The organism is Mycolicibacterium gilvum (genome assembly GCF_900454025.1).
Lineage (GTDB): Bacteria > Actinomycetota > Actinomycetes > Mycobacteriales > Mycobacteriaceae > Mycobacterium > Mycobacterium gilvum.
This window is the reverse complement of the sequence record NZ_UGQM01000001.1, coordinates 2190827-2208842: the sequence shown is the minus strand read 5'-3', so window position 1 is coordinate 2208842 and position 18016 is coordinate 2190827. Positions and strand designations below refer to the sequence as shown.

At 68.7% G+C, this 18016-nt stretch carries 15 protein-coding genes and 1 pseudogene; 3 read left to right on the top strand and 13 right to left on the bottom strand.

Annotated elements, in window-relative coordinates; translation table 11 throughout:
* Nucleotides 1–13: 13 nt before the first annotated feature.
* The 3 genes from DYE23_RS10395 to rpsB all read right to left on the bottom strand — a co-directional run bounded on the left by DYE23_RS10395 (nt 14) and on the right by rpsB (nt 3569).
* A complete protein-coding gene (locus DYE23_RS10395) occupies nt 14–1501 on the bottom strand; it encodes a sugar transferase (RefSeq protein ID WP_235660371.1) in 1488 nt (495 codons plus the stop codon).
* Nucleotides 1502–1887: 386 nt separating this feature from the next.
* The gene (tsf, locus tag DYE23_RS10390; RefSeq protein WP_011894981.1) at nt 1888–2703 is read right to left on the bottom strand and encodes a translation elongation factor Ts; all 816 of its coding nucleotides are present in this window, start codon (nt 2701–2703) and stop codon (nt 1888–1890) included.
* Between the two features lie 26 nt (nt 2704–2729).
* Nucleotides 2730–3569, bottom strand: a complete 840-nt coding sequence (gene rpsB, locus DYE23_RS10385) for a 30S ribosomal protein S2 (protein ID WP_011894982.1) — start codon at nt 3567–3569, stop codon at nt 2730–2732.
* A gap of 292 nt (nt 3570–3861) precedes the next feature.
* Here rpsB and DYE23_RS10380 point away from each other — a divergent pair, with 292 nt between their 5' ends.
* A complete protein-coding gene (locus DYE23_RS10380; RefSeq protein ID WP_115327167.1) occupies nt 3862–4350 on the top strand; it encodes a M23 family metallopeptidase in 489 nt (162 codons plus the stop codon).
* 10 nt (nt 4351–4360) lie between these two features.
* On the opposite strand, the gene DYE23_RS10375 is transcribed toward DYE23_RS10380, so the two are convergent.
* Genes DYE23_RS10375 through DYE23_RS10350 form a run of 6 tightly spaced genes read right to left on the bottom strand, consistent with a single transcriptional unit; the run spans nt 4361 to nt 10418 of the window.
* Complete coding sequence (locus DYE23_RS10375; RefSeq protein WP_115327166.1) at nt 4361–5263, bottom strand: tyrosine recombinase XerC; 903 nt, start codon at nt 5261–5263, stop codon at nt 4361–4363.
* A 32-nt stretch (nt 5264–5295) separates the two neighbouring features.
* Nucleotides 5296–6456 carry a lactate 2-monooxygenase gene (locus DYE23_RS10370; protein ID WP_115327165.1) on the bottom strand — a complete coding sequence of 387 codons (1161 nt, stop codon included), beginning with the start codon at nt 6454–6456 and terminating at the stop codon, nt 5296–5298.
* A gap of 36 nt (nt 6457–6492) precedes the next feature.
* Nucleotides 6493–7338 carry a siderophore-interacting protein gene (locus tag DYE23_RS10365; RefSeq protein WP_115327164.1) on the bottom strand — a complete coding sequence of 282 codons (846 nt, stop codon included), beginning with the start codon at nt 7336–7338 and terminating at the stop codon, nt 6493–6495.
* Between the two features lie 34 nt (nt 7339–7372).
* The gene (gene dprA, locus DYE23_RS10360; RefSeq protein ID WP_172527904.1) at nt 7373–8530 is read right to left on the bottom strand and encodes a DNA-processing protein DprA; all 1158 of its coding nucleotides are present in this window, start codon (nt 8528–8530) and stop codon (nt 7373–7375) included.
* Between the two features lie 8 nt (nt 8531–8538).
* Nucleotides 8539–10047, bottom strand: coding sequence for a YifB family Mg chelatase-like AAA ATPase (locus tag DYE23_RS10355; RefSeq protein ID WP_115327162.1), 1509 nt, complete (start codon nt 10045–10047; stop codon nt 8539–8541).
* A complete protein-coding gene (locus tag DYE23_RS10350; protein ID WP_011894989.1) occupies nt 10047–10418 on the bottom strand; it encodes a YraN family protein in 372 nt (123 codons plus the stop codon). Before DYE23_RS10350 ends, DYE23_RS10355 begins: the two co-directional genes overlap by 1 nt.
* A gap of 140 nt (nt 10419–10558) precedes the next feature.
* On the opposite strand from DYE23_RS10350, the gene DYE23_RS10345 reads away from it, so the two are divergent.
* Nucleotides 10559–11407 carry a DUF1206 domain-containing protein gene (locus DYE23_RS10345; RefSeq protein ID WP_011894990.1) on the top strand — a complete coding sequence of 283 codons (849 nt, stop codon included), beginning with the start codon at nt 10559–10561 and terminating at the stop codon, nt 11405–11407.
* A gap of 39 nt (nt 11408–11446) precedes the next feature.
* Nucleotides 11447–14029 carry an AMP-binding protein gene (locus tag DYE23_RS10340; RefSeq protein WP_235660370.1) on the top strand — a complete coding sequence of 861 codons (2583 nt, stop codon included), beginning with the start codon at nt 11447–11449 and terminating at the stop codon, nt 14027–14029.
* On the opposite strand, the pseudogene DYE23_RS10335 reads toward DYE23_RS10340, so the two are convergent.
* The 4 genes and pseudogenes from DYE23_RS10335 to DYE23_RS10320 all read right to left on the bottom strand — a co-directional run.
* Nucleotides 13910–14719 (bottom strand): annotated as a pseudogene (locus DYE23_RS10335) (acyl-CoA thioesterase); the annotation flags it as partial. The gene DYE23_RS10340 and the pseudogene DYE23_RS10335 overlap by 120 nt on opposite strands.
* On the bottom strand, nt 14716–15924 hold the full coding sequence (locus DYE23_RS10330; protein WP_099961252.1) for a CoA transferase: 1209 nt from the start codon (nt 15922–15924) through the stop codon (nt 14716–14718). The pseudogene DYE23_RS10335 and the gene DYE23_RS10330, both read right to left, overlap by 4 nt.
* Nucleotides 15925–15967: 43 nt before the next feature.
* Complete coding sequence (locus DYE23_RS10325) at nt 15968–17164, bottom strand: cytochrome P450 (RefSeq protein ID WP_011894994.1); 1197 nt, start codon at nt 17162–17164, stop codon at nt 15968–15970.
* Between the two features lie 11 nt (nt 17165–17175).
* On the bottom strand, nt 17176–17964 hold the full coding sequence (locus DYE23_RS10320; RefSeq protein ID WP_115327160.1) for a spirocyclase AveC family protein: 789 nt from the start codon (nt 17962–17964) through the stop codon (nt 17176–17178).
* Nucleotides 17965–18016: the final 52 nt, after the last annotated feature.

Genomic DNA, 18016 nt, shown 5'->3' with positions numbered 1-18016 from the left:
GCGTGACGGTACGTCACTCGGCTGGGCGCAGGACGGCCCCCACCGTCATCGCGAGGATCTTGAAGTCCAACCACAGCGACCAGTTCTCGATGTAGTAGTTGTCCCACTCCGCGCGATCGGCGATGGAGGTCTTACCGCGCAGGCCGTGTACCTGCGCCCACCCCGTGATACCGGCCTTGACGCGGTGCCGGTCGCCGTAGCGGGCGATCTGGATGTTGAACAGGTCGACGTACTCGGGACGCTCCGGGCGCGGCCCCACCAGGCTCATCTCGCCCTTGATCACGTTGAGCAGTTGGGGTAGCTCGTCCATCGACGTCGACCGCATGATCTTGCCGATCGTCGTGCGGCGGTCCTCGCCCTCGACGCCGCCGGGGGCGGAGTCGGCACTGCGGACGAACGCCGCGTCGGACTCCTTGGGTTCGCGCATGGAACGGAACTTCAGACAGCTGAACTCGCGGCCGTCGCGCCCGATCCGCGGCTGTCCGAAGAAGATCGGCCCCGGCGAGCTGAGCCGCACCAGCAGCATCAGGGTCAGGAACAGCGGCGAGATGAGCAACAGACCGACGCTTGCCAGAACGCGGTCCGACACGTGTTTCGCGGCGAACTGCCACCCTCGCGGATTGGTGTGTGCCACAGCGATCAGCGGCAGGCCGCCGATGTGGTCGATGTGGGACCGCACGCCGATGGTGTCGAAGATGCGCGGCACGATCCACACCGACATCCCGCGCTCGTGCGCGAGGTTGACCGCCGCCGACATCGCCTCGTCCCTGGTGCGCGAGAACGCGACGATCAGGCATTCGGCCCCCGTCGCCGCGATCGCGCTGTCGAGGTCGGCCAGCTTGCCCAGATAGGGGATGCTCGCGGGCTTGTCCCGGTCGGTGCCCATCATCGGCATCTCGTCGTCGACGATGCCGACCGGCGTCATGCCGTACTCCGGGGTGACCTTGAGCCTGTCGACAACCTTGGCGGCGACTCTTCCGTTGCCGACGATGAGCGTCGGTGCGGTCAGCCGGTCGTGCCGGTAGTGGTAGTTCTTGATCGTGATCCACAGCAGCCGCCCGAGCGGGACCAGGATCGCGGCGCACATCCACAGGCGGCCGACGGACGATCCCCCGGATCCGTCGACGAACGGACTGAGAAGGAGTCCGCTGAGCAGGAGCATCGCGGCCAGTGCGGTCGACGACTCGATCGTCGGCAGCTCATCGAGAAACGTGCGCCTCAGGGAGCGTCGGTAGAGACCGCGCATCGCACACAGGCCGACGAGGGTCGGCGCGAAGAAGAACAGCATCCACGTGGGTGGCAGCTCGAGGTCGCTCGCCGTCGCCCACGTCATGCCGACGGCGACCGCCAGCGATCCCGTCGACAGATCGATCGCCGCCGCCAGGAACGGTTCCCAGCCCCTGCGTTTGTGTAGCTGGCCGCCATCGGCCGGAGCTACCTCTGAAGTCCTCCCGTTTGTGACGGCCTTTGCCGTACGGGCGGTGTCAACCGTGTTGGTCACGTTGACCAGAACAGTTTTCGCATTCCGCCATGCCGAATAGGTTAACTCGGCACGTGAAAGGACGTTGACAAATAGCACGCCTACGCACACGTAAATAAAAGTTCGAGTTAGCTATAGAATTTGCTGTATCCGTAAATATCGGCAGCCGGCAAAAGCTCCCTGCTCGCCGTTCGACATATTTTCGTGTGAGTAGCATCCTCCGAACGGATTACAGCAAACGTGCCGAACAGACAGGCCCGTTCTCTGCAATTCCGCTCTCACGCAGCGACGACATGCCCTGCTCCTGCGCAGATGACGGAACCCCCGAGACCGAAGGTCTCGGGGGTTCCCAGATGTTCTGTGTCGTCAGCGCGGGCCGGGGCCCGAACCGCGACGGGTTCGGCCTGTCAGGCCTGCCCGACCTCGAAACGGGCAAACCTCGTGACGGTCACGCCGGCCTCGTCGAGCAGAGCCTTGACCGACTTCTTGTTGTCGGACACCGACGGCTGATCCAGCAGCACGACGTCCTTGTAGAAGCCCGTCACACGCCCTTCGACGATCTTGGTCAACGCCTGCTCCGGCTTGCCCTCGGCGCGGGCCGTCTCCTCGGCGATACGCCGCTCGTTGGCGACGATGTCCTCCGGCACGTCCTCGCGGGTCAGGTACTTGGCCTTGAGCGCGGCGATCTGAAGCGCGACCGCGTGGGCCGCCGATTTGTCATCACCGGTGTACTCGACGAGCACCCCCACCGCGGGCGGCAGGTCGGCAGCCCGCTTGTGCAGGTAGGTCTCGACCTGACCGTCGAAGTACGTCGCGCGGCGCAGTTCGAGCTTCTCGCCGATCTTGGCCGACAGGTCGGCGATGGTCTGCTCGACCGTCGTGTCGCCGAGCTTGGCAGCCTTGAGCGCGTCCACGTCGGTGGCCTTCGCGGCGGCCGCAGCGGCAACGATCTGCTCTGCGACAGCCTGGAATTCGGCGTTCTTGGCGACGAAGTCCGTCTCGGAGTTCAGCTCGATGAGCGCGCCGTCCTTGGCTGCGACCAGGCCCTCGGCGGTGGCACGCTCAGCGCGTTTGCCCACGTCCTTGGCGCCCTTGATACGCAGCAACTCGACGGCCTTGTCGAAGTCACCTTCGGCCTCGACCAGCGCGTTCTTCGAATCCATCATGCCGGCGCCGGTCAGTTCCCGAAGGCGCTTGACGTCGGCAGCGGTGTAGTTAGCCATGAGAATGTTTCCTTACGCGGCGTGGTTTAGGAGGACTGTTCGGGTGCGGCGGCGGCCTCGCCCGCGGCAGCCTCGGGTGCGGCGGTGGTGGCACCGGCCAGCAATTCCTGCTCCCATTCGGCGAGCGGCTCGGCGGCCGCCCCGTCCTGGCCGGCCTCGGCCTTGTCGGCACCGGCACCCGCGCGGGCCTGCAGGCCCTCGGCGACCGCGGAGGCGATCACCTTGGTCAGCAGCGCAGCCGAACGAATGGCGTCGTCGTTGCCCGGGATCGGGTAGTCGACGACGTCCGGATCGCAGTTGGTGTCCAGGATCGCGATGATCGGGATGTTCAGCTTGCGGGCCTCGGCGACGGCGAGGTGCTCCTTGTTGGTGTCGACGACCCAGATCGCCGACGGAACCTTGGCCATGTCGCGGATGCCGCCGAGCGAGCGCTCCAGCTTGTTCTTCTCGCGGGTCAGCATCAAGATTTCCTTCTTGGTGCGACCCTCGAAGCCACCGGTCTGCTCCATCGCCTCAAGCTCCTTCATCCGCTGAAGGCGCTTGTGCACGGTCTGGAAGTTGGTGAGCATGCCGCCGAGCCAACGCTGGTTGACATACGGCATCCCGACGCGGGTCGCCTCCTGGGCGATGGATTCCTGCGCCTGCTTCTTGGTGCCGACGAACATGATCGAACCGCCGTGCGCGACGGTTTCCTTGACGAACTCGTAGGCCGAGTCGATGTAGGTCAGCGTCTGCTGCAGGTCGATGATGTAGATGCCGTTGCGGTCGGTGAAGATGAACCGCTTCATCTTGGGGTTCCAGCGACGGGTCTGATGCCCGAAGTGAGCGCCGCTGTCGAGCAGCTGCTTCATGGTTACGACAGCCATGTGGCCATACCTCTTTGTTGTCGGTTGTCGTCCGGCATCGGGTGAGCCGGACCCTGGCGACTGCTTCGATGCCGGACCCGTCTCTGTCGAGGCGGGACCGCCGGCATGCGAGGTGACGGTGCTCCTGAACTGCGGGAGTCCGTTTCGCAGACGCGCGAAGTCAGCTCGCGCAAGCGAGCTGCGGATAGGAGTTTACACGCTGGACACGGGTGCTCTGACCACCGAGCGCGACATCCACAGGATGTGCAAACGAGGCTACCGCCGGCCGCTCCCACCCCGGTGAACTGGTCGAATGCGGGTTCTTGTCCTCGTGGCGGCACTGGTCGCGCTCTGCACCGCCCCCGCACAGGCCGATGACGGCCGATTGGAGTGGCCGATGCGACCTCGTCCGCCCGTGGTGCGCGCGTTCGACGCCCCGGCGCCGAACTGGCAGCGCGGCCACCGGGGCGTCGATCTGGGCGGGGCCGAGGGGCAGGTGATCCAGGCCGCGGCGTCCGGCACGGTGGTGTTCGCCGGTGAGCTGGCCGGACGGCCCCTGATCTCGGTGGCGCATCCAGGCGGGCTGCGCACCACCTACGAGCCGGTGTCTCCGGTGGTGCGGCGGGGCCAGGTCGTCTCCACGGGGACCGCGCTCGGGCACCTGGTGGCGGGCCATCCGGGATGCGCGGCCGCAGCGTGCCTGCACTGGGGCGCGATGTGGGGTCCGTCGTCGCGGGCCGACTACGTCGACCCGACGGGACTGGTGGTCACCGTGCCCGTTCGACTCAAACCCCTGCGCTGACCCCCGCCGCCTACGCCCGGGGGTGGGCCTGGTCGTGCACGGCGCGTAACCGCGCGACGGTGACGTGCGTATAGAGCTGGGTGGTGGCGAGGCTGGAATGGCCCAGCAGTTCCTGCACGACGCGCAGGTCGGCCCCGCCTTCGAGCAGATGCGTCGCGGCGCTGTGCCGCAGACCGTGGGGACCGATGTCGGGTGCGCCGCCCACGGCGGACACCGTCTGATGGACGACGGTGCGGGCCTGCCTCGGGTCGAGTCGTTTCCCGCGCGCGCCGAGCAGCAGCGCGGGACCGGAATCCGCGGTGGCCAGCGCCGGCCGGCCTTCGTGCAGCCAGGCCGTCAGCGCCGCGTGGGCCGGTTCGCCGTACGGGACCGTCCGCTGTTTGTTGCCCTTGCCGAGCACCCTCAGCAGCCGGCGCGACGTGTCGACGTCGTCGACGTCGAGCCCGCACAGCTCGCTGACACGGATGCCGGTGGCGTAGAGCATCTCGACCACCAGACGATCGCGCACCGCGAGTGGATCCCCCTGCTGCGCACCGGATTCCGCCGCCTCCAGCGCATCGCGCGCCTGGTCCTGACGCAGGACGGACGGAAGGGTACGCCGCGCTTTCGGCACCTGGAGCCGGCTCGCGGGATCGTCACCGATCAGGCCGCGGCGCGACGCCCACGCAGTGAACGTCTTCACCGAGGAGGTGCGGCGTGCCAGCGTCGACCGGGCGGTGCCCTCCGCAGCATGGGCTGCCAGCCACGACCTCAGCATCGGTAGCGTCAGGCCGCCCAGCCCGGTGCCGGGACTGCGCTCGTCGAGAAAAACGAACAGCGACCGCAAATCGCCCAGGTAGGCGCGTCGGGTGTGCTCCGACCGGCCGCGTTCCAGCTCCAGGTACCGATCGAACTCCTCGAGCACCGTGTCCATTTCCCCACCGTTTCAGACCGCGGGGGGCGGCCTCAGGTGACGCGCCGCACTGTGTCCGGAGTGAGATCCGCCAGCGTGGGATAGCCGTCGACGGCCATGATCAGGTCGGTTTCGGCGAGCAGCGAGCGCAGCACGTGGACCAGACCGTCCGTCCCGCCGAGGGCGAGCCCGTAGGCGTAGGGCCTGCCGATGCCGACGGCGGTCGCGCCGAGCGCGAGCGCCTTGACGATGTCGGCGCCGCTGCGGACACCGGAGTCGAACAGCACCGGCAGCCCGTCGGCCGCCTCGACCACACCGGGGAGACAGTCGATGGCGGGCAGGCCGCCGTTGGCCTGGCGGCCGCCGTGTGTCGAGCAGTAGATGCCGTCGACTCCCCCGTCCCTGGCCCGACGGACATCGTCGGGGTGACAGAGGCCCTTGAGGATCAGTGGCAGGTCGGTCAGGGATCGCAGCCACGGCAGGTCGTCCCAGGACAGCGCGTTACCGAACATGCCGGCCCATTGCATGACGGTGGCCTGCATGTTCTCCTCGGGCGGTTGCGGGAGCAGGCCGCGGAACACCGGATCGCTGGTGTAGTTGGACAGGCAGCGGCCGCGTAGCTGCGGGAAGTTCGAGGTCGACAGGTCGCGCGGACGCCAGCCCGGGATCCAGGTGTCGAGGGTGACGATGATCGCCTTGTATCCGGCGGCCTCGGCGCGCTGGACGAAGCTGGCCGCGAGGTCGCGGTCGGTGGGTGTGTAGAGCTGGAAAAAGCCTGGTGTGTCGCCGAATTCGGCGGCAACGTCTTCCAGGGGGTCCTCGGTGAGGGTGGAGACGGCCATCGGGACGCCGGTGCGCGCCGCGGCGCGGGCCGCCTCCAGGTCGCCGTGGCCGCTCTGCGAGCAGATCCCGGCGACACCGACCGGCGCCATGAAGATCGGAGACGGCAGCGTGAGGCCGAACACGTCGACGGTCAGGTCGCGCTCGGTGGTGCCGACCAGCATGCGGGGCATCAGTCCCCACCGATCGAACGCGGTGCGGTTGGCCCGCTGGGTGTTCTCGTCACCGGCGCCGCCCGCGACATAGGACCAGACCGACGGCGGCATCGAAGCCTGCGCCCTGGCCTCCCAGCCCGCGAAGTCCATCGGGTAGGCCGGCATGATGCCCGACAGACCCTGCAGGTAGATCTCGAGCTGATAGTTCCCGAACGTCATGGCCTCAGCCTGCCATCGCGCGCGGTGGTTTCCGCGCTATTTCGCCTCGGCGGCGGCGAGTTCACGCTTCCACTCGCGGAACGTCTCCTCGGTGCGCCCCCGCCGCCAGTACCCCGAGATCGACGACGCCCAGGTGGCGTCGACGCCACGTTTTTTGCGGATGTAGGACCGCAGGTTGTGCATCACCGCCTGCGCCTCGCCGTGGATGAACACCTGCACCTGACCCGGCAGCCAGGGAGTCTCCTTGACCGCGTCGATCAGCGGCGCGTGGTCGCCCGCACTCTCCTCGGGCGCCAGGTCGGCGCGGCTGCCGCGGTAGATCCAGGACACCTCGACTCCGGCGGGGGCCTGGAGTTCGATCTCGTCCTCCGGTCCGGCGACTTCGAGGAACACCTTGCCGATCGCGTTGGCGGGCAGGGACTCCAGCGCAGCGCTGATCGCGGGCACCGCCGACTCGTCGCCGGCGAACAGGTGCCAGTCGGCGGCGGGATCCGGCGAATACGCGCCGCTGGGCCCCATCACGAAGAGTCGCCGACCTGGGGTCGCGGACGCCGCCCACGGACCCGCGACGCCGTGATCCCCGTGGACGACGAAATCGATGGTGATCTCCCGGCGTTCAGGGTCGGCCTTGCGCACCGTATATGTGCGTACGGTGGGCCGGTGCTGCGCCGGAAGCGCGTTGAAGCTGTCCAACGTCAGGGGCTGTTCGAGGGACGACACGTCGACGTCGTCGGCGACGAAGACCAGCTTGACGTAGGAGTCGGTGTGGTCGCCGGGTGTGAACGTGTCGAAACCGTTGCCGCCGAGCACAACTCGGATGACGTGCGGGGTCAATTGCTCGGTGCGCACGACCTCGAAGGTGTGCACGGGACGTCCTGCCACTACGAATCCTCCACTGCTCAGCTCTCCCCGACGACTATACGAGCGGCAGCTGCGCCGCAGGGGGCCAGCGTTTCGCCAGCTTCCAGCCGCCGTTCTCCTGGACGGCCAATCCACGCACGTTGAGCATGGTCAGCGGCCCGAGCACGTCGGTGGCGGGCAGACCGGCGGTGACGGCGATCTCGTCCACCGTGCTCATCCCTCGGCCGGGCAGCGCGTCGAACACGGCGAGTTCCACGTCGTCGAGATCGTCCAGCCCCGTGGTGGGCCGGTCGAGGTCGGGCGCGAACTCGCCGGAACGCCCGACGAGCTCGACGATGTCCGCGGCCCGTGTCACGAGGGTGACGCCGTCCCTCTTGAGCAGCTCGTGGCATCCGACCGAGGACGCCGAGGTGATCGGACCCGGCACCGCGCAGACCTGCCTTCCCAGCGCGTCGGCCCAGCCCGCCGTATTGGCCGCGCCGCTGCGCACCCCCGCCTCGATGACCACCGTCGCCCGGCCCAGCGCCGCCACCAACCGGTTGCGGGTAAGGAACTGCCGGCGGGTCGGGCGGGTGCCCGGTGGATACTCGCTCACCAGCAGGCCGTGTTTGCCGACGCGGTGCAGCAGTGCGGAATGCCCTGCGGGATAAGGAACGTCGAGTCCGGCCGCCAGCACCGCCACGGTGTCGCCATCGGCGGCCAGAGTGGCGCGATGCGCGGCACCGTCGATGCCGTACGCACCGCCGGACACCACCGCGAAGTCGCGTTCGACCAGCCCTGCGGCCAGGTCTGCTGCCACATACTCGCCGTACGACGTCGCCGCGCGCGTGCCGACGATGGCCGCGCTGCGTTCGGCGACGTCACACAGCAGCAACGGCCCCAGCACCCACAACACCAGCGGCGGGCGGCCGTTGGGCCGTCTCGCGTGGTCCACACCCCGGAACGCCGCGAACGCCAGGTGTGGCCATTCCTCGTCGGTGTCGGTGAGCAGTCGTCCGCCCATCCGGTCGAGCACCTCCAGATCGTCTCTCGCACAGTCGAGGTCGTATCTGGCTTCGGTGGCTCGCAGTAGTTTCGGATCGATGTCCCGGCGACGGATGCGCTCGGCCGCCGCGACCACGCCTTCGGTGGCGACGAGTTCGGACAGAAGCCGGTGCGGCGGTTCGGCGACCCGGGACACGTACGCCCATGCCCGACGAGTGGCCTCATCCATCACGTCCATCAGGCCTCCCCCAGTCCTCGGAAGCTCATCGCGGCGGTGACGTCCTCCTTGCTCGGCGACACACGGCCGGCGAGGTCGCACAACGACCACGCGACGCGGACCGTGCGATCTCTGCCGCGGATGCTGAGCCTGCCGCGGTCCACCGCGGTGCGTAGCGGCTTCATCGCCTCGGTCCCCAACCGGAATCTGCGGCGCAGCAGCGCGCCACTGACCTCGGCATTCGTGGTGAAGCCGTACGGGCGCCACCGCTCGGCGGCAGCCTCGCGGGCAGCCCAGACCCGTTCGCGGACACGGGCAGTCGACTCCCCTTCCTCGTCGGTGAACGTCCCTTCCCTGGCTGCGTGCATCTCGACGTGCAGATCCACCCGGTCGACCAGCGGGCCCGACAACTTGGTGCGGTAGCGTCGCCTCTCCGCGGCGCCGCACACGCAGTCGCGGGGATCCGGAGGCGCACACGGGCAGAGGTTGGCGGCCAGCACCAGCTGGATGCGGCACTGGTAGCGCGCCACACCGTCGCGTCGCGCCAGCCGGATCTCCCCGTCTTCCAACGGCGTTCGAAGCGCTTCCAGCGCACCGGAGTTGATCTCCGGGAACTCGTCGAGGAAGAGCACGCCGCGGTGGGCACGGCTGAGCGCGCCCGGCCTCGCCATGCCCGAACCGCCGCCGACCAGTGCGACGACGCTGGAGGTGTGGTGTGGCGCCACGAACGGTGGCCTGGTGATCAGCGGGGTGTCACCGGAGAGCAGGCCCGCCACCGAGTGGATCGCGGTCACCTCCAGCGCATCCTTGTGCGACAGCGGCGGAAGAAGGCCCGGAAGACGTTGCGCCAGCATTGTTTTGCCTACTCCGGGCGGGCCGGTCATCAACAGGTTGTGTCCGCCCGCGGCGGCCACCTCCACCGCGTACCGGGCCTGCGTCTGCCCGACCACATCGGCGAGATCGGCCGACACCTCGGGACCGCGCAGCGGGCTGTCCACCCGCGGCGCCAGATCGCCCCTGCCCTCCAGCCAGGACTGCAGCTGGCCCAGACTGCGAACGCCCCACACGTCGATGCCGTCCACCAGGCTGGCCTCGGCCAGGTTCTCGACCGGCACCACGACGGCGGGCCAACCCTGATGCACCGCAGCGAGCACCGCGGGCAGCACGCCGTGGACCGGACGCACCCTTCCGTCCAGCGCGAGTTCCCCCAGCAGCACCGACTTGTCCAGTCGCGGCCAGGTCTTCTTGGTCTGCGCCGACAACACCGCGGCCGCCAGCGCGACGTCGTACAGCGATCCGGTCTTCGGCAGCGTGGCCGGCGACAGTGCCAGTGTCAGCCGCGCCTGCGGCCAGTCGAACTTGCAGTTGGTGATCGCCGCGCGCACCCGGTCCCGCGATTCCCGCAGCGCGGCGTCGCCCAGGCCCACCAGGTGTACGCCGGGTAGGCCATTGCTGATATCTGCCTCGATCTCCACGATCTCCCCGTCGACACCGCGCACCGCGACGGAGAACGCCCGCCCCAGCGCCATCACCCCACCCCTTCGATGTGCGTGAGCTCCGGGCTGCGCCCCTGCCCGATCCGGACCGTCACGACGTCGAGGCGCACCGACTCCCAGCGTGCGTCCTGCTCGCTCAGCCACAGGCCGGCCAGCCGGCGCAGGCGACGGACCTTCACCGGCGTCACCGCCTCTGCGACACCGCCGAACCGGTCGGTGGTCCGGGTCTTGACTTCCACGAACACCACCGCCTGCACCGCATCGTCGGCGACGACGACGTCCAGTTCGCCGTAGCGGCACCGCCAGTTTCGCGCCAGCACCCGCAGCCCGAGCCCCTGCAGGTAGTCCACCGCGAGTTGTTCCCCCAACGCGCCGACCCCGGCGCGGGTGTCCGTTCTGGTCATGCCGTCACACTGCTGCGCCCGGCCGACAGGGCAGCGAATCCATCCCCAGATCCGAATTCATCCCCAGCCGGGGAACCTCCGGTTTCACCGCCGTCAAAAGGGGGGTACACCGCATCATCCAGCCGACCAGGAGGACACCAATGGCCGTCCGCACGCCAGGCGGGTCGATGCCCCGCTCGCTTCACGGAGCCGCCGACCGCGCGGCCGACAGCAACGCCCTCGAGAAGCTGGCGCGTGTCGGCTTCGCCGCCAGCGGTGTGCTGCACCTGCTGGTCGCCTACATCATCGCCAAGCTCGCATTCGTCGGCGGTGGCGCAGGGGGTGGCGGGAACGCCGACCAGTCCGGCGCGCTCGCGACCGTCGCCGGACAGACCGGCGGCGCGGTGATGCTGTGGGTCATCGCCGCCGGGCTCGTCGCCCTCGGGCTGTGGTACGTGGCGGAGGCCGTGCTGGGCTCCAAACCGAAGGAGCGCAGCAATGAGGACAAGCCCGCGTGGAAGCGCGTCAAACCCCTCGGACTCGCCATCGTCAACTTCGCGCTCGCGTTCTCCGCAGCCCGATACGCGATGGGCAGCGGCCAGTCGAACGCCCAGCAGAACGCGGGGTGGTCCGCCCAGCTCATGCAGTCGACCGGCGGCAAGGCACTGCTGATCGCGATCGGCATCGGTGTCGCCGCCGTCGGCGCCTATCACATCTACAAAGGCGCCTCGGAGAAGTTCCTCGACGAACTGCGCGGGTCCTACGGGAAGTCGGTGACGGTCATCGGCGTCACCGGCTATGCCGCCAAAGGCCTCGTCCTCGCCGGCGCGGGCCTGCTGGTCATCCTCGCGACGGTGCAGGCCGACCCGACCAAGGCCACCGGGCTCGACGCCGCGGTCAAGACGCTCGGGCAGGCGCCGTTCGGCAAGTTCCTGCTGATCGCCGCCGCGGTCGGGATCGCCGCCTTCGGCCTCTACAGCTTCGTCCGGAGCCGCTACGGCCGGATGTGACGTTCCGGCCCCGAAGTTCGGTGAGGGTATCCTCACCGGATGACCCGCCTGGCCGATCACCTGCGCACGCATGGTGACCGCATCGCGGTGATGACCGCATCCGCCCAGGTGAGCTACTCCGAGCTCGCCGACCGGGTGGACCGCTTCGCCGGCGGGCTCGGCACCCGTCGTCAGCTCGTCCTCATCGAGACCCGCAACGACCTGAGCACCCTGGTCGGCTATCTGGGCGTGCTTGCGGGTGGGCACGTGGCGATACCGGTCCCCGCCGCCGGCGACCACAGCCACATCCTCGCCACGTACCGACCCGACGTCGTCGTCGACGGGTCCGGCGTGCACGTCCGCTCAGAGGGCGCGCACGCGCTGCACGACGACCTCGCTCTGCTGCTGTCCACCTCGGGCAGTACGGGATCCCCCAAGCTCGTGCGCCTCTCGCGTGCCAACCTGATCGCCAACGCCACGTCCATCGCCGGGTACCTCGGTATCGACGAGACCGATCGCGCCGCGACCACACTCCCGATGTCGTACTGCTACGGCCTGTCGGTCGTCCACAGTCATCTGCTGGTCGGCGCGGCGCTGATCCTGACCGAGCGTTCGGTGGCCGATCCCGAGTTCTGGGAGCTGTTCGCCCGCCACCGCGGCACCAGCTTCGCGGGCGTGCCGTACACCTTCGAACTTCTCGACCGGATCGGCTTCACATCGATGGACCTCCCGCACCTGCGGTATGTCACCCAGGCCGGGGGCAAGATGTCACCGGAGCGGGTCCGTAGGTACGCCACCGCCGCCCGCGACCGCGGTTGGCAGCTGTTCGTGATGTACGGGGCCACCGAGGCCACCGCGCGGATGGCTTATCTGCCGCCGGATCTCGCGCGGGAACGGCCCACCGCGATCGGAGTCCCGATTCCGGGCGGTGAGTTCTCCATCGAGCCGGTCGAGGACTGGCCCGACACGTCCTCGGGCGAACTGGTGTACCGCGGCGCCAACGTGATGATGGGTTACGCGCACGGCCCCGGCGACCTCGTCCTCGATGCCGGCCCCGATGTGCTGCGCACCGGGGACATCGCCCGCCGCGGCGCGGACGGCCTCTACGAGGTCGTCGGTCGTCGCAGCCGCTTCGTCAAGATCTACGGCCTGCGCATCGATCTGCAGCGCCTGGAGACGTCGCTGCGGGACGCGGGAATCCCGGCGCTGTGCACCGACAGCGGCGACCGTCTGGCGGTGGTGGCCACCGCCGAGCACGAGCCCGACGAGGTGCGGCGCACTGCGGCGGGCGCCGCAGGCCTGCCGCCGGCAGTCGTCGACGTCGCCTGCGTGCCGGAGCTGCCGAAGCTCCCGTCGGGAAAGCCCGACTACCCCGCTGCACGCACGCTGGCCGCCGCCGCGAGCGCACCCGCGCCGCACGACGGCGATCTTCGCGGCATGTTCGCCGACGTGTTGCATCTCGATCGTGCCGAGGTGACCGAGGACTCGAGCTTCGTCGACCTGGGCGGCAACTCCCTGACCTACGTGATGATGTCGCTGCGGCTGGAACGCGCTCTCGGACGGCTGCCCACCGACTGGCAGCGGATGTCGCTGCGCGAACTGCGGAACCTGCCGGCGCCGAAGCCACGGCGCTGGAAATCCTGGGGCGCCACGCTGGAGACCAGCGTGTCCCTGCGAGCCGTCGCGATCCTGCTTATCGTCGGGTCGCATGTGGAGCTGTTCGAACTCTGGGGTGGCGCGCACATCCTGCTCGGTGTGGCCGGGTACAACTTCGGGCGCTTCTGCCTGACGCCGCTGCCCAGGCCGACACGGATCCGGCATCTGCGGACGACGATCGCGTGGATCGCCGTCCCGTCGGTGCTGTGGATAGCGTTCGCGTCGCTGATCACCGACGACTACCACGCGTCGAACCTGTTGCTGGCCAACAAGATTCTCGGACCACACGACAGTATGACGGCCGGGCGGCTGTGGTTCGTCGAGGTACTGGTGTGGACGCTGATCGCGCTGGCCGCGCTGTTCTGCATACCAGCGATGGACCGGCTGGAACGCCGCCTCCCGTTCACGCTCGCGATGTGTTTCCTGGGCGTCGGTCTCGCCCTGCGCTACGACGCCCTCGGGATCACGATGGGCGACGACGCGATGTTCTCGTTGCTCGCCTTCTGGTTCTTCGCCGCCGGGTGGGCGGCATCGAAGGCCACCTCCGCGTGGCAACGGGCCGCGGTGACGGCGGTGCTCGTCGTGGGACTGGTCGGCTACTTCGACGAACCGTCGCGCCACCTGATGGTGCTGACAGGTTTGGCGTTGCTGATCTGGGTGCCCGCCATCCGGTGCCCGGCCGGCGTGGCCGTGGTGGCCGGCGTCATCGCCGAGGCCTCGCTGTACATCTACCTGACCCACTATCAGGTCTATCCGCTGTTCGGCAGCCACGAACTGGTCGGTGTGGTGGCCGCGATCGTCGTCGGCGTCTCGGTGTCGGCGGCGGTGACACTGGCCCGCCAGCGACTGGGCCGACTGGGTTCAGGCGGGCGGGGCGGGCTCCCGGTCGGCGATGAGCCCCTCCTGGACCAGGGTCGCAGCGAGGACGCCGTCGCGCCGGATCAGGTTCGCGGTGACGACGCCGCGACCGCGCGCCGCCGCCGGTGAGCGACACTCCAGGAGATTCCACTCGCCGGCGCGCACCTCGTGGTGGAACCAGATCGACGAGTCGGTGGTGCCGCTGCGGTGCGTCCTTGCCCGCATCGAGTGGCCGTGCACCTGCAGTGCGGGGTCGATGAGGTACACGTCGGTGACATACACGGCGATCAGCGTGTGCAGCAGCGGATCCTCGGGCAGGTCGACGACGGTCCGCCACCACAGCCGCCGCACGAAGCCCTCACCACTGCCGTCATCGACGTAGCGCAGGTCGAGTTCGTCGAGCGGCAGCGACGGCGCGGGTCCCGGCGGACCGGTCTGCGGCAGCGACTCCGGGTCCTCGGCGGGAAGCTCGCGCCTGCCGTGTTCAGGACCGGGCAGTGCCACGGCGAAGGACACGGTCGAGGTGGTCAGCAGCCGCTCACCCTGGGTCGCGTCGACACGGCGCGATGCCGCGGTGCGGCCGTCGTGGACGTTCACCACCGCGTAGTCGGTCGGGTCGCCGGCCTCACCGCCGCGCAGGAACTGCAGATGCATCGCCGTCGGCGCTTTCGACCTGTCCACGGTGCGGGCGGCCGCGGCCAGACTCTGGGCGGCCAACTGGCCGCCGTAGGCGCGCTTGCCCTGCGGCCCGCTCGCCGGACCGCGCCAGGTGGGCGGCTGCGCCTGCGTGACCTCGAGGAGTTCCAGCAGCCTGCTCATGCCACCGTGCCGGTTTCCCTGAGCTCGTCAATGCGCGCGGCATCGAGCGACAACCAGTCGCCCAGCACCGAGTCGGTGTCGTCACCGAGCGCAGGTGCGGGCACCGCCCTGGGATACACGCCGTCGATGGACACCGGCAGGCCCGCGGCGAGGTGGGTACCGACCCTGGGCTGGTCGAGTTCGGTGAACAGCGGATTGTCGGTCACGCGCGCGTCGGCGGCGGTCTCGGCGAAGGTCTGGTAGCGCTCCCACAGCACCGAGGTCTCCGACAGCGCCGCGGAGATTTCGGCGCCGGTGTGCGCGGAGAACCACTCGGCGTAGAGCCCGCCGAGCGCCTCGCGGTGCCGGTAGCGCTCGCCCTCGTCGGAGAAGTCGACGTCCAGCGATCGGGCCAGTGCGGCAACGGATTCCGTGGTGCCCGTCAATGCGTTGAGATCGCGGAAGTGGCGTCCGGTGAGCGCGACGACCATGAACGACACGCCGTCGCTGCTGGTGAAGTTCTGGCCGTAGGTCCCGTAGACGGCGTTGCCGATGCGCTGCCGCGACGTCCCGTTGATCATCGCCTCGGTCAGCAGGCTCAGGTTGCCCGCCGTGGCCAGCGCGACGTTCTCCAGCGGAATGCTGATCTGCTGTCCGTGACCGGTGGCGTCACGGTGCCGCAGAGCCGTCACCACCGACAGCGCCGTATAGATGCCGCAGGTCACGTCCCAGGCCGGGAGCACGTGGTTGACGGGGGTGCTGAGCTCGGGAGGACCGGTGACGAGCGGAAATCCGATGGCAGCGTTGACCGTGTAGTCGACGCCGGTGCCGCCGTCGTGACGGCCGGACACCTCCGCATGGATCAGGTCGGGACGGTCCGTACGCAGCGCGTCATACGAATGCCACTGTCGCCCAGCAACGTTGGTGATGAACACACCGGCGTCGGCGATCAGCCGAGCGACCAGCGCCTGTCCCTGCCCGGAACGCATGTCGACGGCCAGCGACTTCTTGCCCTTGTTCAGCCCGGCCCAGTAGATGCTGTCGCCGGACTCGGTGAGCGGCCACCGGCGGTAGTCCGCGGCGCCGCCGACCGGATCCACCCGCAGCACCTCGGCGCCGAGTTGGGCCAGCGTCATCCCCGCCAACGGCACCGCGACGAAACTGGAGATCTCGACGACCCGCACACCGGCCAGCGGTCGCGCCGGGTCGGGCGCTGGTTCAGTCATCCGCCCAAGCTAGCAAGGCACCGCGGTGCGGTGCGCACATCCCTCAGCGTGCCAGCACCGGCATCCGCGCCCACCCACGGACGCTCGACGTCCTTGCCCGCTCGGCGTTGTCGTAGTCGACTTCCCAGTCGGGCCACCTCGTGAGGACCTCTTCGAAGGCGACGCGCGCCTCCAGCCTCGCCAGTGCCGATCCCAGACAGAAATGCAGGCCCTGCCCGAAGCTCAGATGTCCACCGGTGCGGTGGATGTCGAAGGTGTCCGGGTCGGTGTAGCGGGCATCGTCGCGGTTGGCGGATCCGTTGAGCAGCAACATGAACGAGCCCTCGGGCACGGTCTGTCCGTACCATTCGACGTCGTGGGCGACATAGCGCGCCTGCACCGGTGACGGTGGTTCGAACCGCAGCGTCTCCTCCACCGCGGACGGGATCAGGGACGGATCTGCGACGAGTTCGCGGCGTTGATCGGGGTGGTTGCCGAGCAACTCCCCCATGAAGCCGATGAGCCTCGCGGTCGTCTCACCTCCGGCACCGGCGATCATCGCGGTGTAGGCCAGCACTTCATTGCGCTCCAGTCGCCGGCGTGAGCCGCCGGGTTCGTCCACCTCGGCGTTGAGCAGTTCGGTCATCAGGTCATCGGAGGGATGCGTCGAGCGCCACTCGATGTACTCCGCGAACAGAGCCAGCGACTCGGCGAAGACGGTCGCGCTGACATCCCCCGCCGCGTCCCCGACCGCGATGTTCTGGTCGGTGCGGCGGCGGATCTGTTCCTGGCCTTCCTCGGGAATGCCCAGCAGGTAGCCGATCGTGCGCATCGGCATGAACGCTCCGAGATCGCCGACGAAGTCGAATCCGTCCCCGTCACGGAGCGGATCCAGTGCGCGCGCGCAGAATCCGCGGACCAGATCCTCGACGGCCAGCATGCGGCGCGGGGTGAAGACCCGCGACAGCAGCCGCCGGTGGATGTCGTGCAAAGGCGGATCCTCGAACAGCAGGATTCCCGGCGGCACCTCGATGCCGTTGAACAGGATATCGGCGGTGGTCCCCTTCCCGGAGCGGTAGTTCTGCCAGTCCGGCAGCGCCCGCGACACGTCGGCGTACCGGCTCAGCGCGAAGAAGTTGTACTTGTCGTTGTAGTAGAGCGGGGCTTCGTCGCGCATCCGCCGCCACACCGGGTAAGGATTGTCGTCGATCGCGAAATCGTAGGGGTCGTAGTACAACTCGACGGTGTCATGTGCCGGCACGGTGTGCGCTCCTACCTCGGTTGGTTCTCGATCGGGGGCCACAACTGCTCTGTGGGCCCCTCCGTGACGTACCCGCCCAGCTTGGTCGCCAGGTGTGGCGCGAACACCGCCCCGTACATCAGGTGACCGACCACGACCACCGCGGCGATCGACAACAACGAGGAGCCGATCTTGCTCGACGACCGCCTGTCCGACCACACCTCGATCACGTTGCGCCCCTCTTCGTCGACCCGTCCGAGCAGATAGGTGAACACCATCATCTGCAGACCCATCGCGACCGCGTCGTACACCGGGTACTGGTACCTGCTGCCCTGGAAGATCGCCAGACCGTCGATCACGTAGCCGTAGACGAAGACTCCCAACCGCGGACCGAAGAAGCCGTTGAACAGCAGCGCCCAGCCGAACCCGACGAGGAATCCGACGATCAGCAGTGTCTGCGGCCGGCGCCACCCGAACCGGGCGATCACCCGCCGGCCGAGCGCGGCACCGATCACCGCGGGCAGCACGAAGTAGGCGATGTAGCCGATGGGTACCGCCGACGGCAGTCCGCCGCCCCAGGTCATGTTCATCGGCCACCAGGACGGCATCCTCGGCAGCTCAGGCGGGAACTGGGCATAGACCGCCCAGTCGTAGGGCGCCTCGATCCACGAGAACGAGATCGCCGAGATCGACACCAGCAGAAGGGGATGCAGGCGGCCACGCCGGATGCTCAGGTACACCCCGAACGCCAGGAACACGATTCCGCCGATGTAGGCGAAGGACAATCCGGCGATCAGCGCCGGCGAGAGTTCACCACCCATCAGTTCCGCGCCTCCGGATCGAAGTAGAGAACCGCCCCGACGATGAGCACGG